Annotated in this window: 21 protein-coding genes; 16 read left to right on the top strand and 5 right to left on the bottom strand. The window is 54.3% G+C overall.

What is annotated here, in order from left to right; all coding sequences use genetic code 11:
- Positions 1 to 52: 52 nt before the first annotated feature.
- Together obgE and CBW42_RS04550 are read left to right on the top strand one after the other, a co-directional pair.
- The gene (gene obgE / locus CBW42_RS04555; RefSeq protein ID WP_087018208.1) at positions 53 to 1,336 is read left to right on the top strand and encodes a GTPase ObgE; all 1,284 of its coding nucleotides are present in this window, start codon (positions 53 to 55) and stop codon (positions 1,334 to 1,336) included.
- Positions 1,337 to 1,468: 132 nt separating this feature from the next.
- The gene (locus tag CBW42_RS04550; RefSeq protein ID WP_242969793.1) at positions 1,469 to 1,813 is read left to right on the top strand and encodes a TIGR04076 family protein; all 345 of its coding nucleotides are present in this window, start codon (positions 1,469 to 1,471) and stop codon (positions 1,811 to 1,813) included.
- Between the two features lie 113 nt (positions 1,814 to 1,926).
- Here the strand turns inward: CBW42_RS04550 and CBW42_RS04545 are convergent, their stop codons facing one another.
- Positions 1,927 to 3,105, bottom strand: coding sequence for a tRNA(Met) cytidine acetate ligase (locus CBW42_RS04545; RefSeq protein ID WP_087018204.1), 1,179 nt, complete (start codon positions 3,103 to 3,105; stop codon positions 1,927 to 1,929).
- Between the two features lie 138 nt (positions 3,106 to 3,243).
- On the opposite strand from CBW42_RS04545, the gene CBW42_RS04540 reads away from it, so the two are divergent.
- The gene (locus CBW42_RS04540) at positions 3,244 to 4,455 is read left to right on the top strand and encodes an acetate kinase (RefSeq protein WP_087018202.1); all 1,212 of its coding nucleotides are present in this window, start codon (positions 3,244 to 3,246) and stop codon (positions 4,453 to 4,455) included.
- 123 nt (positions 4,456 to 4,578) lie between these two features.
- Here the strand turns inward: CBW42_RS04540 and CBW42_RS04535 are convergent, their stop codons facing one another.
- Positions 4,579 to 4,785 (bottom strand): DUF378 domain-containing protein, encoded by a 207-nt coding sequence (locus CBW42_RS04535; RefSeq protein ID WP_087018201.1) that lies wholly within the window; start codon positions 4,783 to 4,785, stop codon positions 4,579 to 4,581.
- 131 nt (positions 4,786 to 4,916) lie between these two features.
- Between CBW42_RS04535 and CBW42_RS04530 the strand changes: the two genes are divergently transcribed.
- From CBW42_RS04530 to trpS, 8 genes are all read left to right on the top strand, one after another.
- The gene (locus CBW42_RS04530) at positions 4,917 to 5,792 is read left to right on the top strand and encodes a histidinol-phosphatase HisJ family protein (RefSeq protein ID WP_165761057.1); all 876 of its coding nucleotides are present in this window, start codon (positions 4,917 to 4,919) and stop codon (positions 5,790 to 5,792) included.
- 16 nt (positions 5,793 to 5,808) lie between these two features.
- Entirely contained in the window at positions 5,809 to 6,687 is an 879-nt protein-coding gene (gene ispE, locus CBW42_RS04525) for a 4-(cytidine 5'-diphospho)-2-C-methyl-D-erythritol kinase (protein WP_087018197.1), read from the top strand.
- Positions 6,688 to 6,739: 52 nt separating this feature from the next.
- Positions 6,740 to 7,345, top strand: a complete 606-nt coding sequence (locus CBW42_RS04520) for a stage II sporulation protein R (RefSeq protein ID WP_087018195.1) — start codon at positions 6,740 to 6,742, stop codon at positions 7,343 to 7,345.
- A gap of 22 nt (positions 7,346 to 7,367) precedes the next feature.
- Positions 7,368 to 8,825 carry an O-antigen ligase family protein gene (locus CBW42_RS04515; RefSeq protein ID WP_165761056.1) on the top strand — a complete coding sequence of 486 codons (1,458 nt, stop codon included), beginning with the start codon at positions 7,368 to 7,370 and terminating at the stop codon, positions 8,823 to 8,825.
- A gap of 102 nt (positions 8,826 to 8,927) precedes the next feature.
- Positions 8,928 to 10,430, top strand: a complete 1,503-nt coding sequence (locus CBW42_RS04510; protein ID WP_165761055.1) for an O-antigen ligase family protein — start codon at positions 8,928 to 8,930, stop codon at positions 10,428 to 10,430.
- An 86-nt stretch (positions 10,431 to 10,516) separates the two neighbouring features.
- Positions 10,517 to 11,197 carry a peptidoglycan recognition protein family protein gene (locus CBW42_RS04505; protein WP_087018189.1) on the top strand — a complete coding sequence of 227 codons (681 nt, stop codon included), beginning with the start codon at positions 10,517 to 10,519 and terminating at the stop codon, positions 11,195 to 11,197.
- 54 nt (positions 11,198 to 11,251) lie between these two features.
- The gene (locus CBW42_RS04500; RefSeq protein WP_407922950.1) at positions 11,252 to 11,422 is read left to right on the top strand and encodes a DUF1540 domain-containing protein; all 171 of its coding nucleotides are present in this window, start codon (positions 11,252 to 11,254) and stop codon (positions 11,420 to 11,422) included.
- Between the two features lie 218 nt (positions 11,423 to 11,640).
- The gene (gene trpS / locus CBW42_RS04495) at positions 11,641 to 12,729 is read left to right on the top strand and encodes a tryptophan--tRNA ligase (protein ID WP_087018187.1); all 1,089 of its coding nucleotides are present in this window, start codon (positions 11,641 to 11,643) and stop codon (positions 12,727 to 12,729) included.
- Between the two features lie 155 nt (positions 12,730 to 12,884).
- Here the strand turns inward: trpS and CBW42_RS04490 are convergent, their stop codons facing one another.
- Genes CBW42_RS04490 through CBW42_RS04480 form a run of 3 tightly spaced genes read right to left on the bottom strand, consistent with a single transcriptional unit; the run spans position 12,885 to position 15,878 of the window.
- Positions 12,885 to 14,159, bottom strand: coding sequence for an amidohydrolase (locus tag CBW42_RS04490; RefSeq protein ID WP_242969792.1), 1,275 nt, complete (start codon positions 14,157 to 14,159; stop codon positions 12,885 to 12,887).
- Entirely contained in the window at positions 14,156 to 15,247 is a 1,092-nt protein-coding gene (gene mtnA / locus CBW42_RS04485) for an S-methyl-5-thioribose-1-phosphate isomerase (protein ID WP_087018185.1), read from the bottom strand. Before mtnA ends, CBW42_RS04490 begins: the two co-directional genes overlap by 4 nt.
- Positions 15,240 to 15,878: a class II aldolase/adducin family protein gene (locus CBW42_RS04480; protein ID WP_087018183.1), complete on the bottom strand. Its 639-nt coding sequence runs from the start codon at positions 15,876 to 15,878 to the stop codon at positions 15,240 to 15,242. Before CBW42_RS04480 ends, mtnA begins: the two co-directional genes overlap by 8 nt.
- A gap of 189 nt (positions 15,879 to 16,067) precedes the next feature.
- Here CBW42_RS04480 and nudC point away from each other — a divergent pair, with 189 nt between their 5' ends.
- From nudC to CBW42_RS04455, 5 genes are read left to right on the top strand one after another with little or no spacing between them, the layout of a single operon-like run.
- Positions 16,068 to 16,925 (top strand): NAD(+) diphosphatase, encoded by an 858-nt coding sequence (gene nudC, locus CBW42_RS04475; protein WP_087018181.1) that lies wholly within the window; start codon positions 16,068 to 16,070, stop codon positions 16,923 to 16,925.
- Positions 16,922 to 18,052, top strand: a complete 1,131-nt coding sequence (locus tag CBW42_RS04470; protein WP_087018179.1) for a 4Fe-4S dicluster domain-containing protein — start codon at positions 16,922 to 16,924, stop codon at positions 18,050 to 18,052. Before nudC ends, CBW42_RS04470 begins: the two co-directional genes overlap by 4 nt.
- On the top strand, positions 18,045 to 18,299 hold the full coding sequence (locus CBW42_RS04465; protein WP_087018177.1) for a hydrogenase maturation nickel metallochaperone HypA/HybF: 255 nt from the start codon (positions 18,045 to 18,047) through the stop codon (positions 18,297 to 18,299). Before CBW42_RS04470 ends, CBW42_RS04465 begins: the two co-directional genes overlap by 8 nt.
- A gap of 13 nt (positions 18,300 to 18,312) precedes the next feature.
- Positions 18,313 to 18,939 (top strand): hydrogenase nickel incorporation protein HypB, encoded by a 627-nt coding sequence (gene hypB, locus CBW42_RS04460; RefSeq protein ID WP_242969808.1) that lies wholly within the window; start codon positions 18,313 to 18,315, stop codon positions 18,937 to 18,939.
- A gap of 17 nt (positions 18,940 to 18,956) precedes the next feature.
- Positions 18,957 to 19,763: an alpha/beta fold hydrolase gene (locus CBW42_RS04455; RefSeq protein ID WP_165761054.1), complete on the top strand. Its 807-nt coding sequence runs from the start codon at positions 18,957 to 18,959 to the stop codon at positions 19,761 to 19,763.
- Positions 19,764 to 19,798: the final 35 nt, after the last annotated feature.

Genomic DNA, 19,798 nt, shown 5'->3' with positions numbered 1-19,798 from the left:
GACATATTGTCTGAGGTGCTTTTTTTCAGGAACACTCTGGAAAGGAGTTCATATGCCACAGTTTATTGATACCGCGAAAATCTGGATTCGTTCCGGCAAGGGCGGCGACGGAAAGGTATCGTTCCACCGCGAGAAATACATTGCTTCCGGCGGTCCGGACGGCGGTGACGGCGGCCGCGGCGGTTCGATTGTGTTTCAGGTGGATGACAACCTGTCGACACTGATGGATTTCCGCTATAAAAAGAAATATACCGCGCCCGCAGGCGAACCGGGCGGCAGCAAGCGCTGCTCCGGCAAGGACGGCAAGGATCTGGTCATCCGCGTGCCGCGCGGCACCATTCTGCGCGACGCGAAGAGCGGACAGGTAATCAAGGATTTGTCTGATTCCGAGCCGTTTGTTGCGGCACGTGGCGGCAAGGGCGGATGGGGCAATGTCCATTTTGCCACCCCGACCCGTCAGGCACCGCGGTTTGCCAAGCCGGGTCTGCCCGGTCAGGAGCTGGAAATCCGTCTGGAGCTCAAGCTGCTGGCGGACGTCGGACTGGTCGGCTTCCCGAATGTGGGCAAATCCACACTGCTGTCGATGGCATCGGCGGCGCGTCCGAAGATTGCCAATTATCATTTTACCACGCTGGTACCGAATCTCGGCGTTGTATCGATTGGCGAGGGCGAATCGTTCGTCATGGCAGATATTCCGGGCATCATCGAAGGTGCGTCTGAAGGCGCCGGTCTGGGACATGCGTTTCTGCGTCATATTGACCGCTGCCGCCTGCTGCTGCATATCGTCGATGCGGCAGGCAGTGAAGGGCGCGACCCGATTGATGATCTGGAAAAGATCAACAGCGAGCTGGGACAGTATTCCATTGATCTGGAAAACCGCCCGCAGATTGTCGTTGCGAACAAAATTGACCTGCTGGGCGACAACCGTGAGCCGTTGGAAGCCATCCGCAAATGGGCAGAGGATCATGGTTTTGCCTATGCGGAGATGTCTGCCGCGACCAATCAGGGTGTGCGTGAGCTGATGAACCAGACTTGGCACGCGCTCGAGGAGCTGCCGCCGGTGCTCGTTTATGAGCCGGAGTTCATTCCGGAGCCGGCAGATAAACCGGTCACCGAGGACGATATCGAAATTACGAAGGACGGCGACTATTATATTGTATCCGGCGCGTGGATTGATCGCGTCACCGGTTCGGTCAATTTTGACGACTATGAATCCCGCCAGTATCTCGACCGCCGCCTGCGCGCAGCCGGTGTGTTCGACAAGCTGGAAGCCATGGGCATTCAGGATGGCGACCCGGTTATCATGGGCGAGATGGAATTTGAATACGAGAGATAACCGTACTTTTCTTTTTGAGGAAAAGAAAAGTAGGCAAAAGAAAACCTTGTGGCTCGCTCCCGCGCGCTGCAAACATGTCGGATGAACGATCCGCCAGTTTGCCCGTCTGAAGGAAAAGGAGGAGAGCGTTCTGTGAAGAGAAAACGCAAGTGTAAGATTACAGTGCTCAGAAAGGAACTGTTTACCGATTTACAGGAGGAATATCTGGCAGACCCGAACGCTGGTGTCTGTCCGATATTCGAGGTTGGACAGGAATTTATTCTGGAACGCAGCGACAAGCGCGATGATTTCTGGCACATGATGGACGGAAAATTTTGTGCGGAGGCATGGGACTGTATCAGCCGCTATGTCTATGCGGCATTACAGGGTGGTTCGATTATGGACGGCTGGACAAATGATGAGCGCGTCATGATCGCGTGCTGCAACGACGGTACCCGTCCGGTTATTTTCAAAATTGAGCGCATAGACGGAGAGTAGGAAAAACACAGGAGTTGAAATTGGTTTAACTCCTGTGTTTCTTTTTTATGAAGGATCACGCGATTACTCTATCAGGTAAAGTACTTTGGGGAATTTTTTACCGCAGGCACATGTCAGTACGGCCTGCGGTAAAACGGCGTCTGTGTCCAGCTGGTTCCGGCGGGGGCGGGGAAATAAAACTGGTCATCAGCAGACAGAGTCAGGTTCCAGAGGCGGGCGGCAGTTCCGGTCAGTGTGCGCGCCTGCGTCGGCTTTACAATGACCGGGAGGGAGCAGGTTTGCTTCATGGTTCGCAGCACCTCGCGGCCGCGCGTGTTCATGGCAAGTACAGTCACGAAGGCGGGCGGCAGTGCGGTGAGTTCCTGTGTGATGCCGAGATAGGCGCACAGCACCAGGCGGCGCACACGGCTGAGCGGATGGCGGCGCGAACGAACTCTGTCCCACAGTTCATCCAGCGTTTGTGCCTTCTGGCATGCCTGATAAAACCGATTTTCCAGCCCTTCGGATACACCGGGCAGCGCACGGATGTCTTCCGGAGTCAGGCGTCGCAGATAAGGGAGCACGGCGGAGGCAAGATCATCCCAACTGTGCCGGCGTGCCACGCTGCCGCGTTCCCGGCAGGCGGAGGGGAGCAGATCGAATGCCTCATCTGCCCGTCCCGCGCGCAGCAGGCGGCGTACATGCGAGGCCGATGGGATGCCGTCTTCCGGCGTGCCGTCATGTGCCGCGCCGCGCCGGCGCACGGCAATCGGCTGAACCCCCGGACAGATTTGCTGTAAAAACCGGCAGTATTGTACAGCGAGCAGGTCGTTGGGGGAGTCCAGCAGGGATGCCGCCTGCGGGCACAGTTCCTGTGCGGCGGCAGCTGCTGCGTGCGCATAGCTGGCGCTGTTCGGCAACAGGGCGCGCAGACGAGCAGAGAATTCATCTGTGTTCAGGCAGGCGGCCAGCTGCATCAGATATTCTTCTGTCCCGGTTTCACAGCCAAAGGAGAGGTGTGTCACGCAGCCGAGTGCAGCGGCTAGATGGATTCCTCCCTGTGCAAATCCTTCGGCAGAGGAGAGCGCTGCCGTCAACGGCAGTTCCAGTACGAGATCGGGCCCGCCTGCGTCCACGGCACACGCCGCGCGCAAGTATTTGTCCCAGATTGCAGGCTCACCGCGCTGGACATAATTGCCGCTCATGAGCGAAATAACCGCACAATCCGGCAATCGTCGGCGAACTCCTTCAATTTGATAGGCATGTCCTGCATGAAACGGATTGTATTCTGTTATGATCGCGCAGATATTCATAAATCCTCCACAAATTTCTAAGGAAAGTAGTTGAGAAATTTTATCAGGTGGTGTAAAATAAAATTACTGATAAGTTTATTGTACTATGATGACGATATTCTTGCAATGTTATGATTATGATAAAGGAGTATGAGAGAAATGAATGTACTTGTTATTAATGCGGGCAGTTCTTCGCTCAAGTATCAGCTGTTTGACATGGACAACAAGGCAGTTCTTGCCAAGGGTCTGTGTGAGAGAATCGGAATTGACGGTCGTCTGACTCATACAAACCCGAATAAGTCGGAAAAGTATTGTGAAAACGTACCGATGAAGGATCATGCGGACGCAATCCGTGCGGTTATCAACATCCTTGTCGACAAGGAGTGGGGCGTCATCGAGTCCATGAAGGAAATCGATGCAGTCGGACACCGCGTTGTACACGGTGGCGAGTACTTTGCTGATTCCGTTATTATCGACGATTCCGTTATCAAGGCAATTGAGGACTGTATCCCGCTTGCACCGCTTCACAACACCGCAAACCTGATCGGCATCGACGCCTGCAAGGATGTCATGGGTGCCGACATTCCGCAGGTTGCCGTATTTGATACCGCATTCCATCAGACGATGGATCCAGTCGATTACATTTATTCCATCCCTTACGACTACTATAAGAAGTATAAGATCCGCCGTTACGGCTTCCATGGCACCTCTCATAAGTACGTTGCACAGCAGGCTTCTGAAATGCTGGGCATCCCGCTGGAGCACCTGCGCGTCATCACCTGCCATCTGGGCAACGGTTCTTCCGTAACCGCAGTCAAGGGCGGCAAGTCGGTGGACACCTCCATGGGCTTCACCCCGCTGGCAGGCCTGCCGATGGGCACCCGTTCGGGCGATATCGATCCGGCAATCATCAACTTCCTGTGTGAGCATGAGGGCAAGAGCGCAGAGGAAATCCTCGAGGTCATGAACAAGGAATCCGGTGTATACGGCGTTTCCGGCGTATCCTCCGACTTCCGCGATCTGGATACCGCAATCAACGAGGGCAATGAGCGCGCTAAGCTGGCAAAGGATATCTTCATCAACTCGGTTAAGAAGCTGATTGGCTCCTACATCGCAGAAATGGGCGGCGTTGACGCAGTCGTATTCACCGCAGGTGTCGGCGAGAACGACCGTTCTGTTCGTTGGGACGTTTGTGAGCACATGGAATACCTCGGCATCAAGGTTGACCCGGAGAAGAACAAGTACCGCGGCCGTCAGATGGATATTTCCGTCGATTACGCGCGTGTCCGTGTTCTGGTCATCCCGACCAACGAGGAGCTGGTTATCGCAGAGGATACCAAGCGCCTGGTTGAGGCAGCAGAGGACGAATAATCTGAAAAAGAGAACGATTTGGGGGCAGGAAAATCAGTTTCCTGCCCCCTGTTTTATCGCCGGAAAAATCAGCAAAGGCTGTCTCCGGCTTATCGGAGACAGCCCGCTTTGCTGTGCACAGAATTACGACTCATCCGAGCTGCCGCTGTGCAGCTTGGAATAAAAGGTGAGCGCCCACAGGCCCGCCAGACCGATCACGGCGTAAATTATGCGGCTGATCATCGCGCCCTGCCCGCCGAACAGCGCACCGACGATATCCAGCCCAAACAGGCCGATACAGCCCCAGTTGACCGCGCCGATGATGACGAGCGTCAGGACAAATTTGTCCATATAAAAACCTCCTTTTCATGCTATATTCAGTATGACCGGTTTTCGCTGACTTATGCGTGTGGCACTTGTGTTTCGCGTTCACAGGCGGTATAATGAATCATAATTTGCTGCACGAAATGAGGAAATTCGCAATGACAACAGATTTGCATACACATACCGCCTATTCCTATGACGCCGCAGACCGGCCGCTCCGGCAGCACGTGCAGGCGGCAATACAGGGCGGCATCGATGTGCTGGGGTTTACTGAGCATTTGGAATTTTTCCGGACGGATGCGCTGTCAGCGTCGGACTTTGCACCGGATGAGGTGGATTTTGCGGGATATGCGCGTGAAATTGCGCCGTTCCGCAGCGGACGTATGATTCTGCCGGATATCGCAGCACAGCAGCGGGATATTGCCGCTTGCCGGGAGGAATTTGTCGGAACGATTACGCTGCGCGCGGGAATTGAGATGGGACAGCCGCATGCAGCACCAGAGCTTGCGGACAAGCTGCAAAAAGAATTTTCGTTTGACTATGTCATTGGTTCGATTCATCAGACGGCGGCTGATATGGACATGTATTTTTACCGCTATGAGAATATCAACCAGAACGATTTCCTGCACGCATATTTTGACGAGATGGAAGCCATGCTGGCATATGGCCATTTTCAGATTCTGGGGCACATCGATTATCCGCTGCGCGTCATGAAGCTGCCGCACAACCGCCCGTCCCTGAAGGGCTACATGGAGCGTGTGGACATCATTTTGAAGGGCATCATTGAGCGTGGCATCGCGCTGGAATGCAATGCAAAAGGATTATTTGGCTGGCAGCAATCGGTCGGGCCGGAGGATTTCGTGCTGACGCGGTATCGCGAGCTGGGCGGCACATATATCACGACCGGTTCGGATTCCCATGCGCCGGAGAGCATCGGCGCAGGCATTCCACAGGCACTTGACCGTTTGCGCGCATTTGGCTTTGCCTACATAACCGATTTTGAAAACGGAAAAGCAATCCAGCACAGACTGTGAGACAGGGGGAGAGAATATGAAACAGGCAACGGCAGAGGCACATGCCAAAATCAATCTGACGTTGGACGTCACAGGAAAGCGCTCCAATGGCTATCACGATGTCTGCATGGTCATGCAGTCCATCGGGCTGCACGACATGGTGACAGCTTGCGTCGGCACGGGCAGCTGCATCCGGCTGTCTGTCGAAGGCAGCGACCTGCCCGCTGACAACAGCAATCTGGCCTATCGTGCGGCGGAGCTGTTTCTCAGCGAGACTGGAACGCCATGTGACGGCATTTCGATTGTTATTGAGAAAAATATTCCTGTGGCGGCAGGACTTGCGGGCGGCAGCACGGATGCCGCTGCGGTGTTGGTGCTGTTGGATGAACTGTATGATACCCATCTGGGTGAGAAAAAACTCATGGAGATCGGGTTGAAGCTGGGGGCGGATGTACCGTTCTGCATTTCCGGCGGTACGATGCTGGCGGAGGGCATCGGTGAGGTGTTGACGCGCCTGCCTGATGTACCGCAGACACATGTTGTACTGTGCAAGCCGCCGATTGCGGTTTCCACGCCGGCGATTTACCGCGCAATTGATTCCGCAGAGATCGCGGAGCGCCCAGACACACAGGCGATGTGCGCCGCAATTGCCGCCGGGGACTGTTTCCGTGTGGCACAGCTGCTGTGCAATGTCATGCAGCCGGTTACGGCGGGTATGCACCCCGAGGTGGAGGCAATCTGCGGCACGCTGCGCAGCTGCGGCGCAATGGGCGCGATTATGAGCGGTTCGGGGCCGTCGAATTTCGGCCTGTTTGAGAAGCCGGAGGAGGCGCAGGCGGCGTGCGATACCCTTGCGGCGCAGTATCCGGAAACCTATCTGACGAATTTTTGTACGGCGGCACAGGTTAAACGCTGACACAACAGGCGATACTTTTGATATCTTCAGATATCGAAAGGAAGCTGTACTTATGAAAATCAAAAACATGCGCCGCGCGCGCTGGGAATTGACGGTTGCACTCACACTTTTTTTCGCGCTGTGTTATGCAGCGGCTTGTGATACCGCACAGAAGGAGCTGGCGGATGATGTTCTGCGCCTGCGCGTGGTCGCTCATTCGGACTCGGAAGAAGATCAGGCGCTCAAGCTGCGCGTACGCGACCGCGTGCTGGAACTCATGCAGCCGCTGGAGCAGCAGGCAGACAGCCGTGCGGATATGCAGCAAATGCTGCGTGCGCACATGCAGGAAATCGCCAATGCCGCCCAGCAGGAGGTCTATGACAACGGGCACACCGAGCACGTTACTGCATGCTTGGCTGAGGAATGGTACCCGACACGCGATTACGCGGCATTTTCGCTTCCGGCAGGACAGTATGAAGGGCTCCAGATTCGTATCGGACAGGCGGAGGGTCACAACTGGTGGTGTGTGCTGTATCCGTCGCTGTGTTACGACGCCGCAAGCGGGGAACGGGCTTTAACGGAGGAAGAAGATGCACTGATTCACAGGGACGGTACACAGTATGAGATCCGTTTCCGCACGGCGGAGCTGTTGGGCAGCCTGCGCGGCGTGCTGCAATAAACCGGGGAAAGGAATTTTGCTTATGTCACAACAACAACCTGCTGCGGCGGGGCAGACGTACCTGCGGCAGCATCTGCCGCAGCTGATTTTGCTGCTGTTTATCGCGCAGCCAGGTATGGATGTGCTGTCCTACTGGCTGGATGCACTGGGCGGAGGAAATACTGTCTCCCTGTTGCTGCGGTTTGCCATGCTCGCCGGGACAGCGCTGGTGGGCTTTGGGCTGAGCCGGAACAGAAAAATTTATTTTGCGCTGTGTGCCGTGCTCATGCTGCTGGCAGCAGGGCATATCTGGGCGTGCGGGACAGCAGGCTATTCCGATCCGGTCTATGATCTCACCAATTACATCCGTGTGGCACAGATTCCACTGTTTGTCTTCTGCTTTGTCACGTTCCTGCGCGAGGGCGGGGAGGACAGCTACCGCGCGATAGAGCGCGGCTTTGCCGTCAATTTTGTCATGATTGTCGCGGTCGAGCTGCTCAGTGCGGCAACCGGAACCAATCCGTATACATATCCCAACAAGTCCATTGGCTTGCTCGGCTGGTTTTATTTCGCCAATTCGCAGAGTGCGATTTTATCGGCATTGGTTCCCGTGCTGCTGATGCAGGCGATCCGGGCCAAAAAAACACTGTGGACAGTGGCAGCAGCAGTAGCTTCGTTCGGGGTGCTGTATCTGTTTGCGACGCGGCTGGCGTATTTGGCGATTTTCGTCAGCGCCACCGGACTGATTCTCGTCATGCTGCTGTGCCGTCGATTGGACAAAAAGGCGGCAGCTATTTTGCTGGCAGGGGCAGTTATCTGCGGTGCGGGCTATTTTGTTTCACCGATGTACCGCAATCAGGCGGAGCATCAGGACATTGTACGCGAAAAGCAGCAGCGCGCAGACGAGATGATTGCACAGGCAGAGGAGGAATACGGCACAACGGTGGAGCAGTCGCCGGAGCTGTGTCTGCTCCCGGTTTATGAGGAGCATCTGGGCGGGCTGGTCGATCGGTTCGGCGCGGCGCGTGTCATGCAGCAATACGGCTATTCACGCGATGCGGAGCGCCTGTCCGGCTGGCGCGAGATGAAAATCACGTATTGTCGGCTTTTGATGGAAGACACCGGTCTGCCTGCCGTACTGTTCGGCATGGAGCTGTCCGACATGACGTGGGACGGCGAGACCTATGATGTGGAGAACGATTTTCACGGCATCTTTTATCTGTACGGTGCTGTCGGGCTTGCAGCGTTTATTCTGTTCCTGTTGTATTTTGCGTGGCTGATCGTGCGAGCCATGCTGCGTGATTTTTCACGGTATTTCACGCTGGAAGCGGGCGCGTTCGGCATATCGCTGTGCCTGCTGCTCGTGCATGTCTATTGTACGGCCGGCGTTGTGCGTCGTCCAAATGCTTCGTTTTACCTGTCCGTTGTGCTGGCAGTAATCTATTATTTTGTAAAAATCAAAGCGTACAGCGCGGAGCAGGAAGAGCTGCCGCCTGCTTGACAAGTTTCTTGTCGAACGGTATAATGTGTTGCGTTATCCAAGGGAAAATTGCTGTTTTCCCGCATATGGCAAATAGAGAAAGGGTATTGTTAGGAGTCTATGATGGCTGTTCAATTGTTGGAGCGATGCCGGTCAGTGCTGAAACAGCATCTGGCTGTGTGTATCTTTGTTTTATTCGCCGCCCAGCCGGCGATGGATGTCCTGTCCTTCTGGCTGGATCGATTGGGAATGAGCACCGCACCTTCGCTGCTGCTGCGCATGCTGGTGCTGGCGGCAACGGCGCTGGCGGGTTACATCCTTTCCGACCGCCGGAAGTATTACTGGTATCTTGCGGCAGTATGCGCGGTCTTTTTTGTGCTGCATATGGCGGGCTGCTTCATCGCGGGGTATGTCAGCCCGGTTGCGGATTTCACGAATTATATCCGTGTGATTCAAATCCCGCTGTTCACCTTCTGTTTTATTTCGCTTTTAAAGGCTGACCCGCGCACATTCCGCTGGGTCAAAGCTGGATTTTTTATTTCCTTCGGTATCATCACGATTGTCGTTCTGCTCAGTGTCATCACCGGCACCAATCCGCATACCTATGTGGACACGCAGTCGGGGATTCTGGGCTGGTTTTCGACTACCAATTCACAGGCATCCATTATGAGTATGCTGACACCGGTGCTGCTCTGTATGGCATATCGGGCAAAACAGCCATGGATTTTGGCTGTGGTGGCCGTCCTGAGCTGTGGACAGCTGTATTTTCTCGGTACCCGGCTGGCATATATGGCGATTTTTGCCTCCACCATCGGCATTCTTTTTGTCACGGCGGTATGCGGGTATGCAGATAAAGTGAAATATGGTATTCTCGTGCTGGTTGCAGCCATCAGCCTTGTGTGTTTCAAAATTTCTCCGATGTATGAGCATCAGATGAGCTATGGCCAGACGATGCAGGAAAAGCAGAGTGTGCTCAACTCGATGTCGGCTGACCGCGGTACCTCTGTTCTGACAGAGGAAGAGAAGGAAGAAGAAACCAGCATCGATAAAATGCGTCAGTTCAATCAGATTTATGTGTATTACCGTTCTGACCTCGTACAGCGGTTTGGCGTGGAGAAGGTGATGGAAAACTGCAATTTTTCCACGGATGTCTCCCAGATCACCGGTGCACGCATGAGTAAAATCATGTTCTGCTCGCTGCTGATGGATGAGGAGCCGTTCTCATCCCGCCTGTTTGGCCTGGAACGCGATAAGATGGTATACAAGGGTGACATGTATGACGTAGAGAACGATTTCCACGGCATCTATTTCCTGTATGGCATCGTCGGGCTTATTTTGTTTCTGGCATTTCTGGCGTATTTCCTGTATCTTGTCGGCTGGGCGCTGGTGAAGGACGCGAAAAAATATTTTACGCTGGATGCGGGCGCCTTTGGCATTTCGCTGTTGCTGGCACTGATTAACGCATATAATACGGCAGGTATCCTGCGCCGTCCGAATGCGTCGTTCTATCTGTCTGTGATTCTGGCAGTTATCTATTACCTGGTAAAGATCAGAAAATATCCTCAGACGGCGAAGTCTTCCAGAAGAAAATCCTTGTTTGCATTGCGGAAGAAAAAGTCTGTTTGAATTTCCAATCCCGTTCGGAATTTGTTCCGGGCGGGATTTTTCAGAACCGTTCCACATACATTGTTTTGCGGCGGAGGTGAGGCGCAGTGGCACGGAAAAAGAAAAAAGTATCATCGGGTGCCATGCTCTGGCTGCTGTTCGGTGCCATTCTCGCCGTTACGCTGTCGGCATGTGTGCTGTATGCGGTTTTCGGCCCGGAGTCTTCACAGGAGCAATCGGACGCACCGGATTCCATTGCAGGTCTTGCCGTACATACCGATTACATCCCGCAGGATTCACCGGCGCGTCCGGGGAAAAAACGCACGGTGCGCTATATTGTAATCCATGAAACTGACAATACGGGTGCGCATGCAACCGCAAAGGCACACAACGAATACATCCATGAAAATTGCTGGAAGGAACAGAAAAGCTGGCATTATACGGTAGACGATACGGAAATCTGGCATCATCTGCCGGACAACGAGGTTGGTTACCATGCGGGTGACCGCATGACGCCGGGCGGCGGCAATCAGTGCGGTATTGGCATTGAGCTGTGCGTCAATGCGGGCGGAAATTTTGACCACACAATGCGCAACGCGGCACAGCTGACGGCATATCTGCTGCTCAAATATGACTTGCCGCTGGATGCTGTCAAGCAGCACCGCGATTTTTCCGGAAAAATCTGTCCACAGACCATCATTCATGAGAACAAATGGAACGATTTTCTCAATATGGTACAGGGAGCCTATGATGCACAAGCGCTCCAGAACGCACAGCAGAGTGAATAAATTGTGCGCGGGCGGGCATGCTATAGGTGAACCAATCAAAAGGAGGACATTGTTATGATGGACAAATGTCATGCAAACAAGAGCATCCGCTGTTCGGTACAGCAGTGCAAGAACCATTGTTCTGACGCAGATTATTGCGCGCTCGAGAGCATTCAGGTCGGCACCCATGAGATGAACCCGACTGAGAAGAAGTGCACTGACTGCGAATCGTTCCAGATGGGCTGATCGCCTGCCGGACAGGCCGGGCAGCCGTCTGGCCGGAGCGTTCGGACAGGAACCATTGTTCTGCGGGAGAAGCATGGCATGTATGCCATGCTTCTTCTGCGTTTTGTGCAAGACACAGCGTACAAAATAACTTGCATTTATGGGCATTTTGTATTACATTAGTAAAGGAAACAAACGTGCGCATGCTGTGTGCTGTGCGCCGCTTAGGAGGAAGTACATTGGGTAAGATTATTTTGACCGGAGACCGTCCGACCGGCAGACTGCATGTAGGACATTATGTCGGCTCGCTGAGACGGCGTGTTGAATTACAGAATTCCGGAGAATATGATAAAATTTACATCATGATTGCAGACGCGCAGGCATTGACCGACAACGCCGACAATCCGGAGAAGGTTCGCCAGAACATCATTGAGGTCGCACTGGACTATCTGTCCTGTGGTCTGGATCCGTCAAAGTCTACACTGTTTATTCAGTCACAGGTGCCGCAGCTGTGCGAGTTGACGACCTATTATATGAATCTCGTCACGGTATCCCGCCTGCAACGCAACCCGACCGTCAAGTCGGAAATCCAGATGCGCAATTTTGAGGCCAGCATTCCGGTTGGTTTCTTCACCTATCCGATCAGCCAGGCGTCCGATATCACCGCATTCCAGGCGACTACTGTCCCGGCGGGCGAGGATCAGATGCCGATGGTCGAGCAGACGCGCGAAATCGTCCATAAGTTCAACAGTGTATACGGCGAGACCCTGACCATGCCGCAGATTCTTCTGCCGGACAATCAGGCATGCATGCGCCTGCCGGGCATTGATGGTAAGGCGAAGATGAGCAAATCGCTCGGCAACTGCATTTACCTGTCGGATGAACCGGAGGAAGTGCGCAAGAAAATCATGAGTATGTATACCGATCCGGATCACATCCGCGTACAGGACCCCGGCAAGATTGAAGGCAATACGGTCTTTACCTATCTGGATGCATTCTGCAAGCCGGAGCATTTCGAGCGCTACTGGCCGGAGTATGCAAATCTCGATGAACTCAAGGCCCATTACCAGCGCGGCGGTCTCGGTGATGTCAAGGTTAAGAAATTCCTGAACAATGTCCTTCAGGAAGAGCTGGAGCCGATTCGTCAGCGCCGTAAGGAGTTGCAGAAGGATATTCCGGCGATTTATGAAATCCTGAAGGAAGGCAGCGCAAAGGCGCGTGAGGTCGCAGCACAGACGTTGCATGATGTGCGCGATGCGATGAAAATCAACTATTTCGATGACGTGGATCTGATTGCAAGCCAGTCGGAGAAGTTTCGTCAGGACTGAAATGGATAACATATCTGAAAAGTTGAAAATTTCGCCTGTTTTTGCAAATGCGGGGTGATTCCTTGCGTTTGCGAAATCGTCGAAAATTTCTTCGGTTTCAGATCGCGCAAAAAAATCCACCTGCAAGGGTGGATTTTTTGCGTGTATTTGTGTGTTTATTGCGCTTTCAGCTGTGCGGTAATTTCATTTGCCTTGGCGTAAATCGATGCAGGATCTTCGCCGACATCGAACTGTCCGTTTTCATACAAAATTTTACCGGCAACCATTGTCAGCACGACGTTCTGCTTGCTGCCGCTGTAGACGATGTTTTTGCTGATGTTGTTCAGCGGCTGCATGTTTGGCTGGTTCAGGTCGAGGACGATCAGGTCTGCCTGGCTGCCCGGAGTCAGTGTCTCGCAGTCGGTCAGGCGCATGGCCTTCGCTCCGCCGACTGTCGCCATGCGCAGCACGGCGTTTGCATCGACGGCGGAGGCATCATTTTCGCGCACCTTGGCGAGCGCTGTAGTCAGGAACATCTCGCGGAACATGTCGAGACAGTTGTTGCTCGCCGGACCGTCCGTACCGATGGCGAGATTGACGCCTGCATCCAGCAGCGCCTGAATCGGTGCGATGCCGCTGGCGAGCTTGAGATTGGATGCCGGGTTTGTGATGACGGAAATACCGCGCTGCTTGAAAATCTCAATGTCCTCCGGCGTGATGTGGACGCAGTGATATCCGCCGCCGCCGTAGTCGAACAGGTGCAGTGAGTCGAGGTACTGTGTCGGTGTCATGCCGGTCTTTTCGACACAGGACTGCACTTCGGATGCGGTTTCTGAATTGTGTGTGTAGACCGGGGCGCGGTACAGCGCAGCGAGTGCCGCGAGATCCTCAAGAATATCGCGCGAGGTGGTGTATTCCGCATGGAAACCAAGCTCGAATGAGATCAGCGGGTGATAACCGTTGTATTTCTGGTACCATTCACCGATCAGGGCGGCAGACTGGCTGAAATCGTTGACGGCACCGGTCAGTACGGTGCGGAAGCCGCAGTCAATGGACGCCTGTACAATGGAATCCGGTGTGAGGTACATGTCGAAATTCGCCGTGATACCACTTGTGAGGTATTCCAGAATGGCGAGCTTGGACAGATGGTAGATCAGGTCTTCGTTCAGTTTGGCCTCCATCGGGAATACCTGTGTGTTCAGCCAATCGTGCAACGGCAGGTCATCGGCATACGAGCGCAGGAATGTCATCGCAGAATGCGTGTGCGCATTTTTGAAGCCGGGCAGAATCAGATTGCCGCAGACATTGCGCTCGACATCCCAATGGATCTCCGTCGGCTTTTCCGCGCCGACATAAGTAATTTTGTCGTTTTCAATCCAGATTTCGCCCCAGATGGGTTCAGTTCCGTCCGCCATGGTCAGAATGCGGGCGTTATACAGGCGGGTGTTCAAAGCGGATTCCTCCCTTCGCCGGATTGTCCGGCGGTTTTCTGTGCAAAGACCGTGCGCAGGCTTTCGGTATATGGCGCGCGGCAGATGCCGTATTCGGTGACAATGCCGGAGATCAGGCTTTGGTCGGTGACATCAAATGCGGGATTGTAGCACTTGACCTCCGGCAGCGCCATCGGTTCGGCATAGAATTTCTGTTTGATTTCCTCAGGGTCGCGCTGTTCAATCGGAATATCCGCGCCGGTCGCACAGGACAGATCAATGGTGGACGTCGGGCCGAGTACATAGAACGGAATACCGTAGTGCCGGGCAAGAATGGCGACGCCGGAGGTACCGATTTTGTTTGCGGTATCTCCATTGGCCGCGACGCGGTCACAGCCGACAAAGCACGCCTGTATCCAGCCATTTTTCATGACCAGGCTGGCCATATTGTCGCAGATCAGAGTGACGTCAATGCCCGCGCGGCTGAGTTCATAGGAGGTAAGCCGCGCGCCCTGAAGCAGTGGACGGGTTTCATCGGAAAAGACATGGAAATGCATGCCACGTTCTTTGCCGAGGAACAGCGGGCCGAGTGCAGTGCCGTAGCGCGAGGTGGCCAGTGGACCTGCATTGCAGTGCGTCAGGATGCCGTCGCCGTCTTTGATAAGCGTCAGGCCGTATTCCGAAATGGCGCGGCACATTGCGATGTCTTCCTCGTGGATGGCGATACATTCGCGGTGCAGGGCGGACAGCATGTCCGCGATGGATGTCTGTGCAGCGGCGATGTCCAGCATACGGTTCAGCGCCCAGCTCAGATTGACCGCAGTCGGGCGGGAGGATGCCAGATAGTCCGCCTGCTGCCGGAGCTGTGTGAGGAATGCCTCCGGTGTATCGGACGAAACCTGCTGTGCGAGCACATACAGGTCATATGCCGCACAGATACCGATGGCGGGCGCACCACGTACCTGCAAAAGCCGGATGGCATCGAACATTTCCTGCGCTGTGCGCAGAGTCAGATATTCTGTGCGGCAGGGGAGCTGTGTCTGGTCGAGGATGACGACAGCTGTGCCGTCGTCAGTCAGATGGACGTGGTCGGACAGATATTCATTCATGGTAGGGTTTGCTTCCTTCCTCATCGATGACCGCCGGAATTGGGCTGCCCGTACTCATGGCGAGCCGGACTATTTTGGCGGAATCCTCGACGTATATACTGTTGGTGTACGCCTGCTCGAGAGTGGCTCCTGTTGTCACAACGCCGTGGTTGGCGAGCAGACAGGCGGGTTTGCGGCGCAGAATAGGCAGACAGTGTGTGCCGACGGCGGCGGAGCCCTGGGCGGCATATGCCGCGACCTCGATGCTGCCGCCGAGGAACAGCAGCATTTCAACAAGCACGCACGGGATTTCCCGGCGCAGCACGGCATAGGCGGTGGCGTTGGGCGAGTGCGTGTGCACGACGGCGCGCACCTCCGGCAGATTTTGATAAAGCTCTGCGTGCATTTTCCATTCGGACGACGGCTTGCCGCCGTCCAGCACGGTGCCGTCCAGCTGCATCAGAACGATGTCCTCCGGTGTCATGACCGAATAATCCATGTTGCTCGGCGTAATCGCCATACAGCCGCTCTCCGGGTCATAGCAGCTCAGGTTTCCGCTGGTTCCTGCCATCAGGCCGGAATGATATGCACGCTGCGCGGTCGAGACAATGTCTGCCCGCAGCGGCGTGAGATGACATAAGGATGGTTTCATCTGTGATTCCCTCCAATCAATACCATAGTTATTATACTGAAATTTTACGTGCTGTTCAACTCGGAGCCGGCAGAAATGCTTGCATTTTACACGACAGAACGTATAATAAAAGAAGCGGTAGAAATGCATAATATGACCGCAATAAAATAAAAAGATATTCATTCACAGAAATGAATTGGGAGGATACCTATGATTCAGGAAATTGGACAGCATATGCTCAGTACCGAATTTGCAAAACCAAAGCCGAAGGCAACCGATTTTGTGCTGCTGTTTGAGCATACCGATGTGTTCCTGCTGCCGGAAACCGGCACGCTGCCGACATATCGTGACTGGTGTGCACTGGGCGGCTTGGATGAGCTGCTGGTACATATGCTGGAGGTGGACGGCATCCAGTTTTTCACTGTACTCGATCTGCCGGAGGATATCCGCAGTCAGTTGAAAAAGGATGTTTCGCGCTGCCTGCGTACCGCCCAACCGCGCTGGCTGCGGCTTGCAGCAGTTACCGGCCTGCATCTGTACCAGTGGTTCCAGACACATCGCTTCTGCGGTGTGTGCGGCGCTCCGATGCGCCCGGATGCAAAAGAGCTGGCCATGCGCTGTACCAATGAGGACTGCCATTCGGTCACCTATCCGACCGTGTGTCCGGCAGTGATTGTCGGTGTGCGCAATGGTGACCGCATTTTGCTGACCCGTTCTTCGGTCTATAAAAATCCAGTCTATGCACTGGTTTCCGGTTATATGAGCGTGGGCGAAACGATGGAGGAGACCGTGCATCGTGAGGTACTCGAAGAAACTGGTCTGAAGATTAAGAATCTGCAATACTATGGCAATCAGCCGTGGGGCTTCTCTGGGGCACAGATGATCGGCTACTGGGCAGAACTGGACGGCAGCGATAAAATCACGCTTCAGGAAGATGAACTGAAGGAAGCAGGATGGTTTACACCGGATGAAATTCCGCCGGCATATGAGGAAGACCCGCTTGATCTGACGCATTATATGATCGAACAGTTCCGCGCACGCAGGCTGCCCGGACAGATGCAGGCATGACGATCTCGGACGAGAAAATCAAACAGCTTGGCGCGCAGATGAATGCAAAATCGCAGTTCACCATTCCGCTCGTACAGCCGGTAAAAAATTGCTTCCGCATCGTCATGAATGAGGAAGAAGCAGACTTTCTCCTTGCCGTGGGCGCGCGGCAGATGACACGGGAGCAGCTGTGTGAACTGTATGGCAAGCCACAGCAGTTTGACGCATTTTTTGCGGATATTCTGCGCAAGAGCCTGATGTGGAAGCGGAACGGAGCCTATGAGCTCGCACCGATTTTTCCAGGTTGGATTGAGGTCTATGGCGGCGGCTCGCTGGATGATCCCGCTCGCAGGCGTATGATGGAGGAATTTGCGGCATTTGAAGACTGGCTGCTGCGGCTCAATATCCCGCCGGTGCGCCTGTATATGAACCATGTCAACAGCCGCACGATTCAGCAGCTGCCCGCACGCATGTCGGTTACGGTTTCGCGCGGCAAAAAGAGCATCGCGCTGGATGAACCGATTACGGCAGAGCAGGCGGTCACGACAGCGGGGGAAATCATGCCCATGCTCGAACGACATGCGGATCAGCTGGCGGTGATGAACTGTTTCTGCCGCACGCTGAGGCGCGTGAAGGGGGAAAGCTGTGCGTTTGACCTATCGCTGGAAGGCTGTATGATGGTCGGTGCACTCAGCGAACAGATTGCAGACAGCGGCATCGGCCGAAAAATCAGTCTGGAGGAAGCCAGACGCATGATTGCGGATTTTGAGCAGAAGGGCTGTATCCACACGATTTATCACTATGGCATGGACACCAATCAAGAGGAAATCGCGATCTGTAACTGTTGTGTCGACTGTTGTTTCCTCTATCACGGCTATCGCAGCGGGTCGCTGTCGCAAATTCTGGTGAAGGCATACGTTATGCCGGAGATTGTGGATGAGAACGCCTGTGTCGGTTGCGGCAAATGCGGAAATTTCTGCCCGACGGAGGCGACCTGGTATGACAAAAAACAGAAAAAGCTGAACTTCCTGCCGGAAAACTGCATTGGATGCGGACAGTGTGCGGTACAGTGTCCATTCCCGGTGCGCGTACTGCGCAGGAACGAGCGGCAGGTGTTTGTCCGGACAAAGAGGCGCACCCATGCATGAGGGCGCAGTCTGCCGGGAAATTCTGCTGATCGCGGAGCGTGCCGCGCAGCAGCACGGCATTCGCGATATCACCGGCATTACGCTTGCTGTCGGTGCGCAGTCCTGTGTCAATCCGGCGCAGCTGCAATTCTTTTTTGAGATTGCGAAGCAGGGCACGCAGGCGTCACATGCCGTGTTGACCATCGAACAGGATGACACGATTACAGGCGCGCGGCAGGAATTTGTCCGCGGCATAGAGGGGGATTGACAGTTTGAAGCAAGTGGAACTGAATGAATCGGTTTATGCGCGCAATGACAACATTGCACAGCGTGTGCGGCACAGACTGGATGCGCAGGGCATCCGCCTGTTCAATCTGCTCGGCACGCCCGGATCGGGTAAGACGACACTGCTGGAACAGCTGCTCCGGCAGGACGCAGCACACATTGCGGTCATCGAAGGTGACCTGTTTACCGACGAGGACGCGCAGCGCATACGTGCCTGTGGGGTGCAGGCAGTACAGCTCAATACACAGGGCGCCTGCCATCTGGAGGCAGATGCAATCGAAGCCGCACTGGATCAGTTCAATCTGGACGGGATTACAACGATTATCATCGACAATGTTGGCAATCTGGTTTGTACGGCGGAATTTGCACTCGGTGAGCACAAGCGGATTGCCGTCATCAGTGTGACCGAGGGAAATGACAAACCGCGCAAATATCCGCTGATTTTCCAGACATCCGATCTGGTGGTGCTGAATAAGATGGATTTGCTGCCATATACCAACTTTGACCCGGTGCGTTTTGCACAGGATGTGCATGAACTGAATCCACGGGCGAAAATTGTGCATTGCTCTGCGGTTCACGGTGACGGCGTGCAGAAGCTGAGAGAAGATATGATGAGAGATTGAGAACAGGAGGAATGGCTGTGGTCGGGAAGCTGATATCTTCGCCGCGCGGAGCGACGTATTATTGGGTGGAGCGCCATGCGGACGCCGATGCGCCGTGTATTGTATTTACACATGGCATTGCAGTAAACCACCATGCGTTTGACAAACAGGTACCGTATTTTGGGCGCGATTACACCGTTTTGACATGGGACATTCCACTGCATGGCAGGTCGCGTGCCTATCAGGATTTCTCGTATGCGCATGCAGCGGAGGAGCTGGAAGCGATTTTGCAGCGGGAAAGGCTGTCCCGTGTGATTTTGGTGGGTGTCGGCATTGGCGGCTATGTCTGTCAGGAGTATACAGCTCAGCACCCGGAAAAGGTACAGGCATTTATCGGTGTCGGCGTCATGCCGTTTGGCGATCAGTATTATTCGGCGGCAGAGATGCGGCAGATGCGCCGCGTACCGATGTCGGTCAAACGTCTGCCGGAGCATCTGCTGCACACCAGTTTGGCGCGGGCACGCGGGCAATCCAGCTATGGCTATCACAATGCACTCGCCATGATTGAGCAGATGCCGAAGCGTGAGATCGTCCAGGTATTTCGTGACACATTTGAAGACCGGTTTACACGCAGAGAAGCGATTGATTTCACCTGTCCGGTGCTGCTGATTGTCGGTGCTTTGGACTACGAAGGTAAATTTGCGGAATACTGCCGCAAATGGTCAGAGCAGAGCGGATATCCGATGCATGTTATTTCGGCGGCGGCACACAATGCCAATGCGGATAATTTTGACGAATTCAACGATGTGGTGGGAAAGTTCCTTCGCAGAAAGGTTTTAAGATAAGAACAGAACAAAAGCTCCTGTCCCTTTTTATCGGG

It is taken from the genome of Butyricicoccus porcorum, assembly GCF_002157465.1.
GTDB lineage: Bacteria > Bacillota > Clostridia > Oscillospirales > Butyricicoccaceae > Butyricicoccus_A > Butyricicoccus_A porcorum.
The sequence above is the reverse complement of the archived record's forward strand: the minus strand, read 5'-3'. Positions and strand labels throughout refer to the sequence as shown.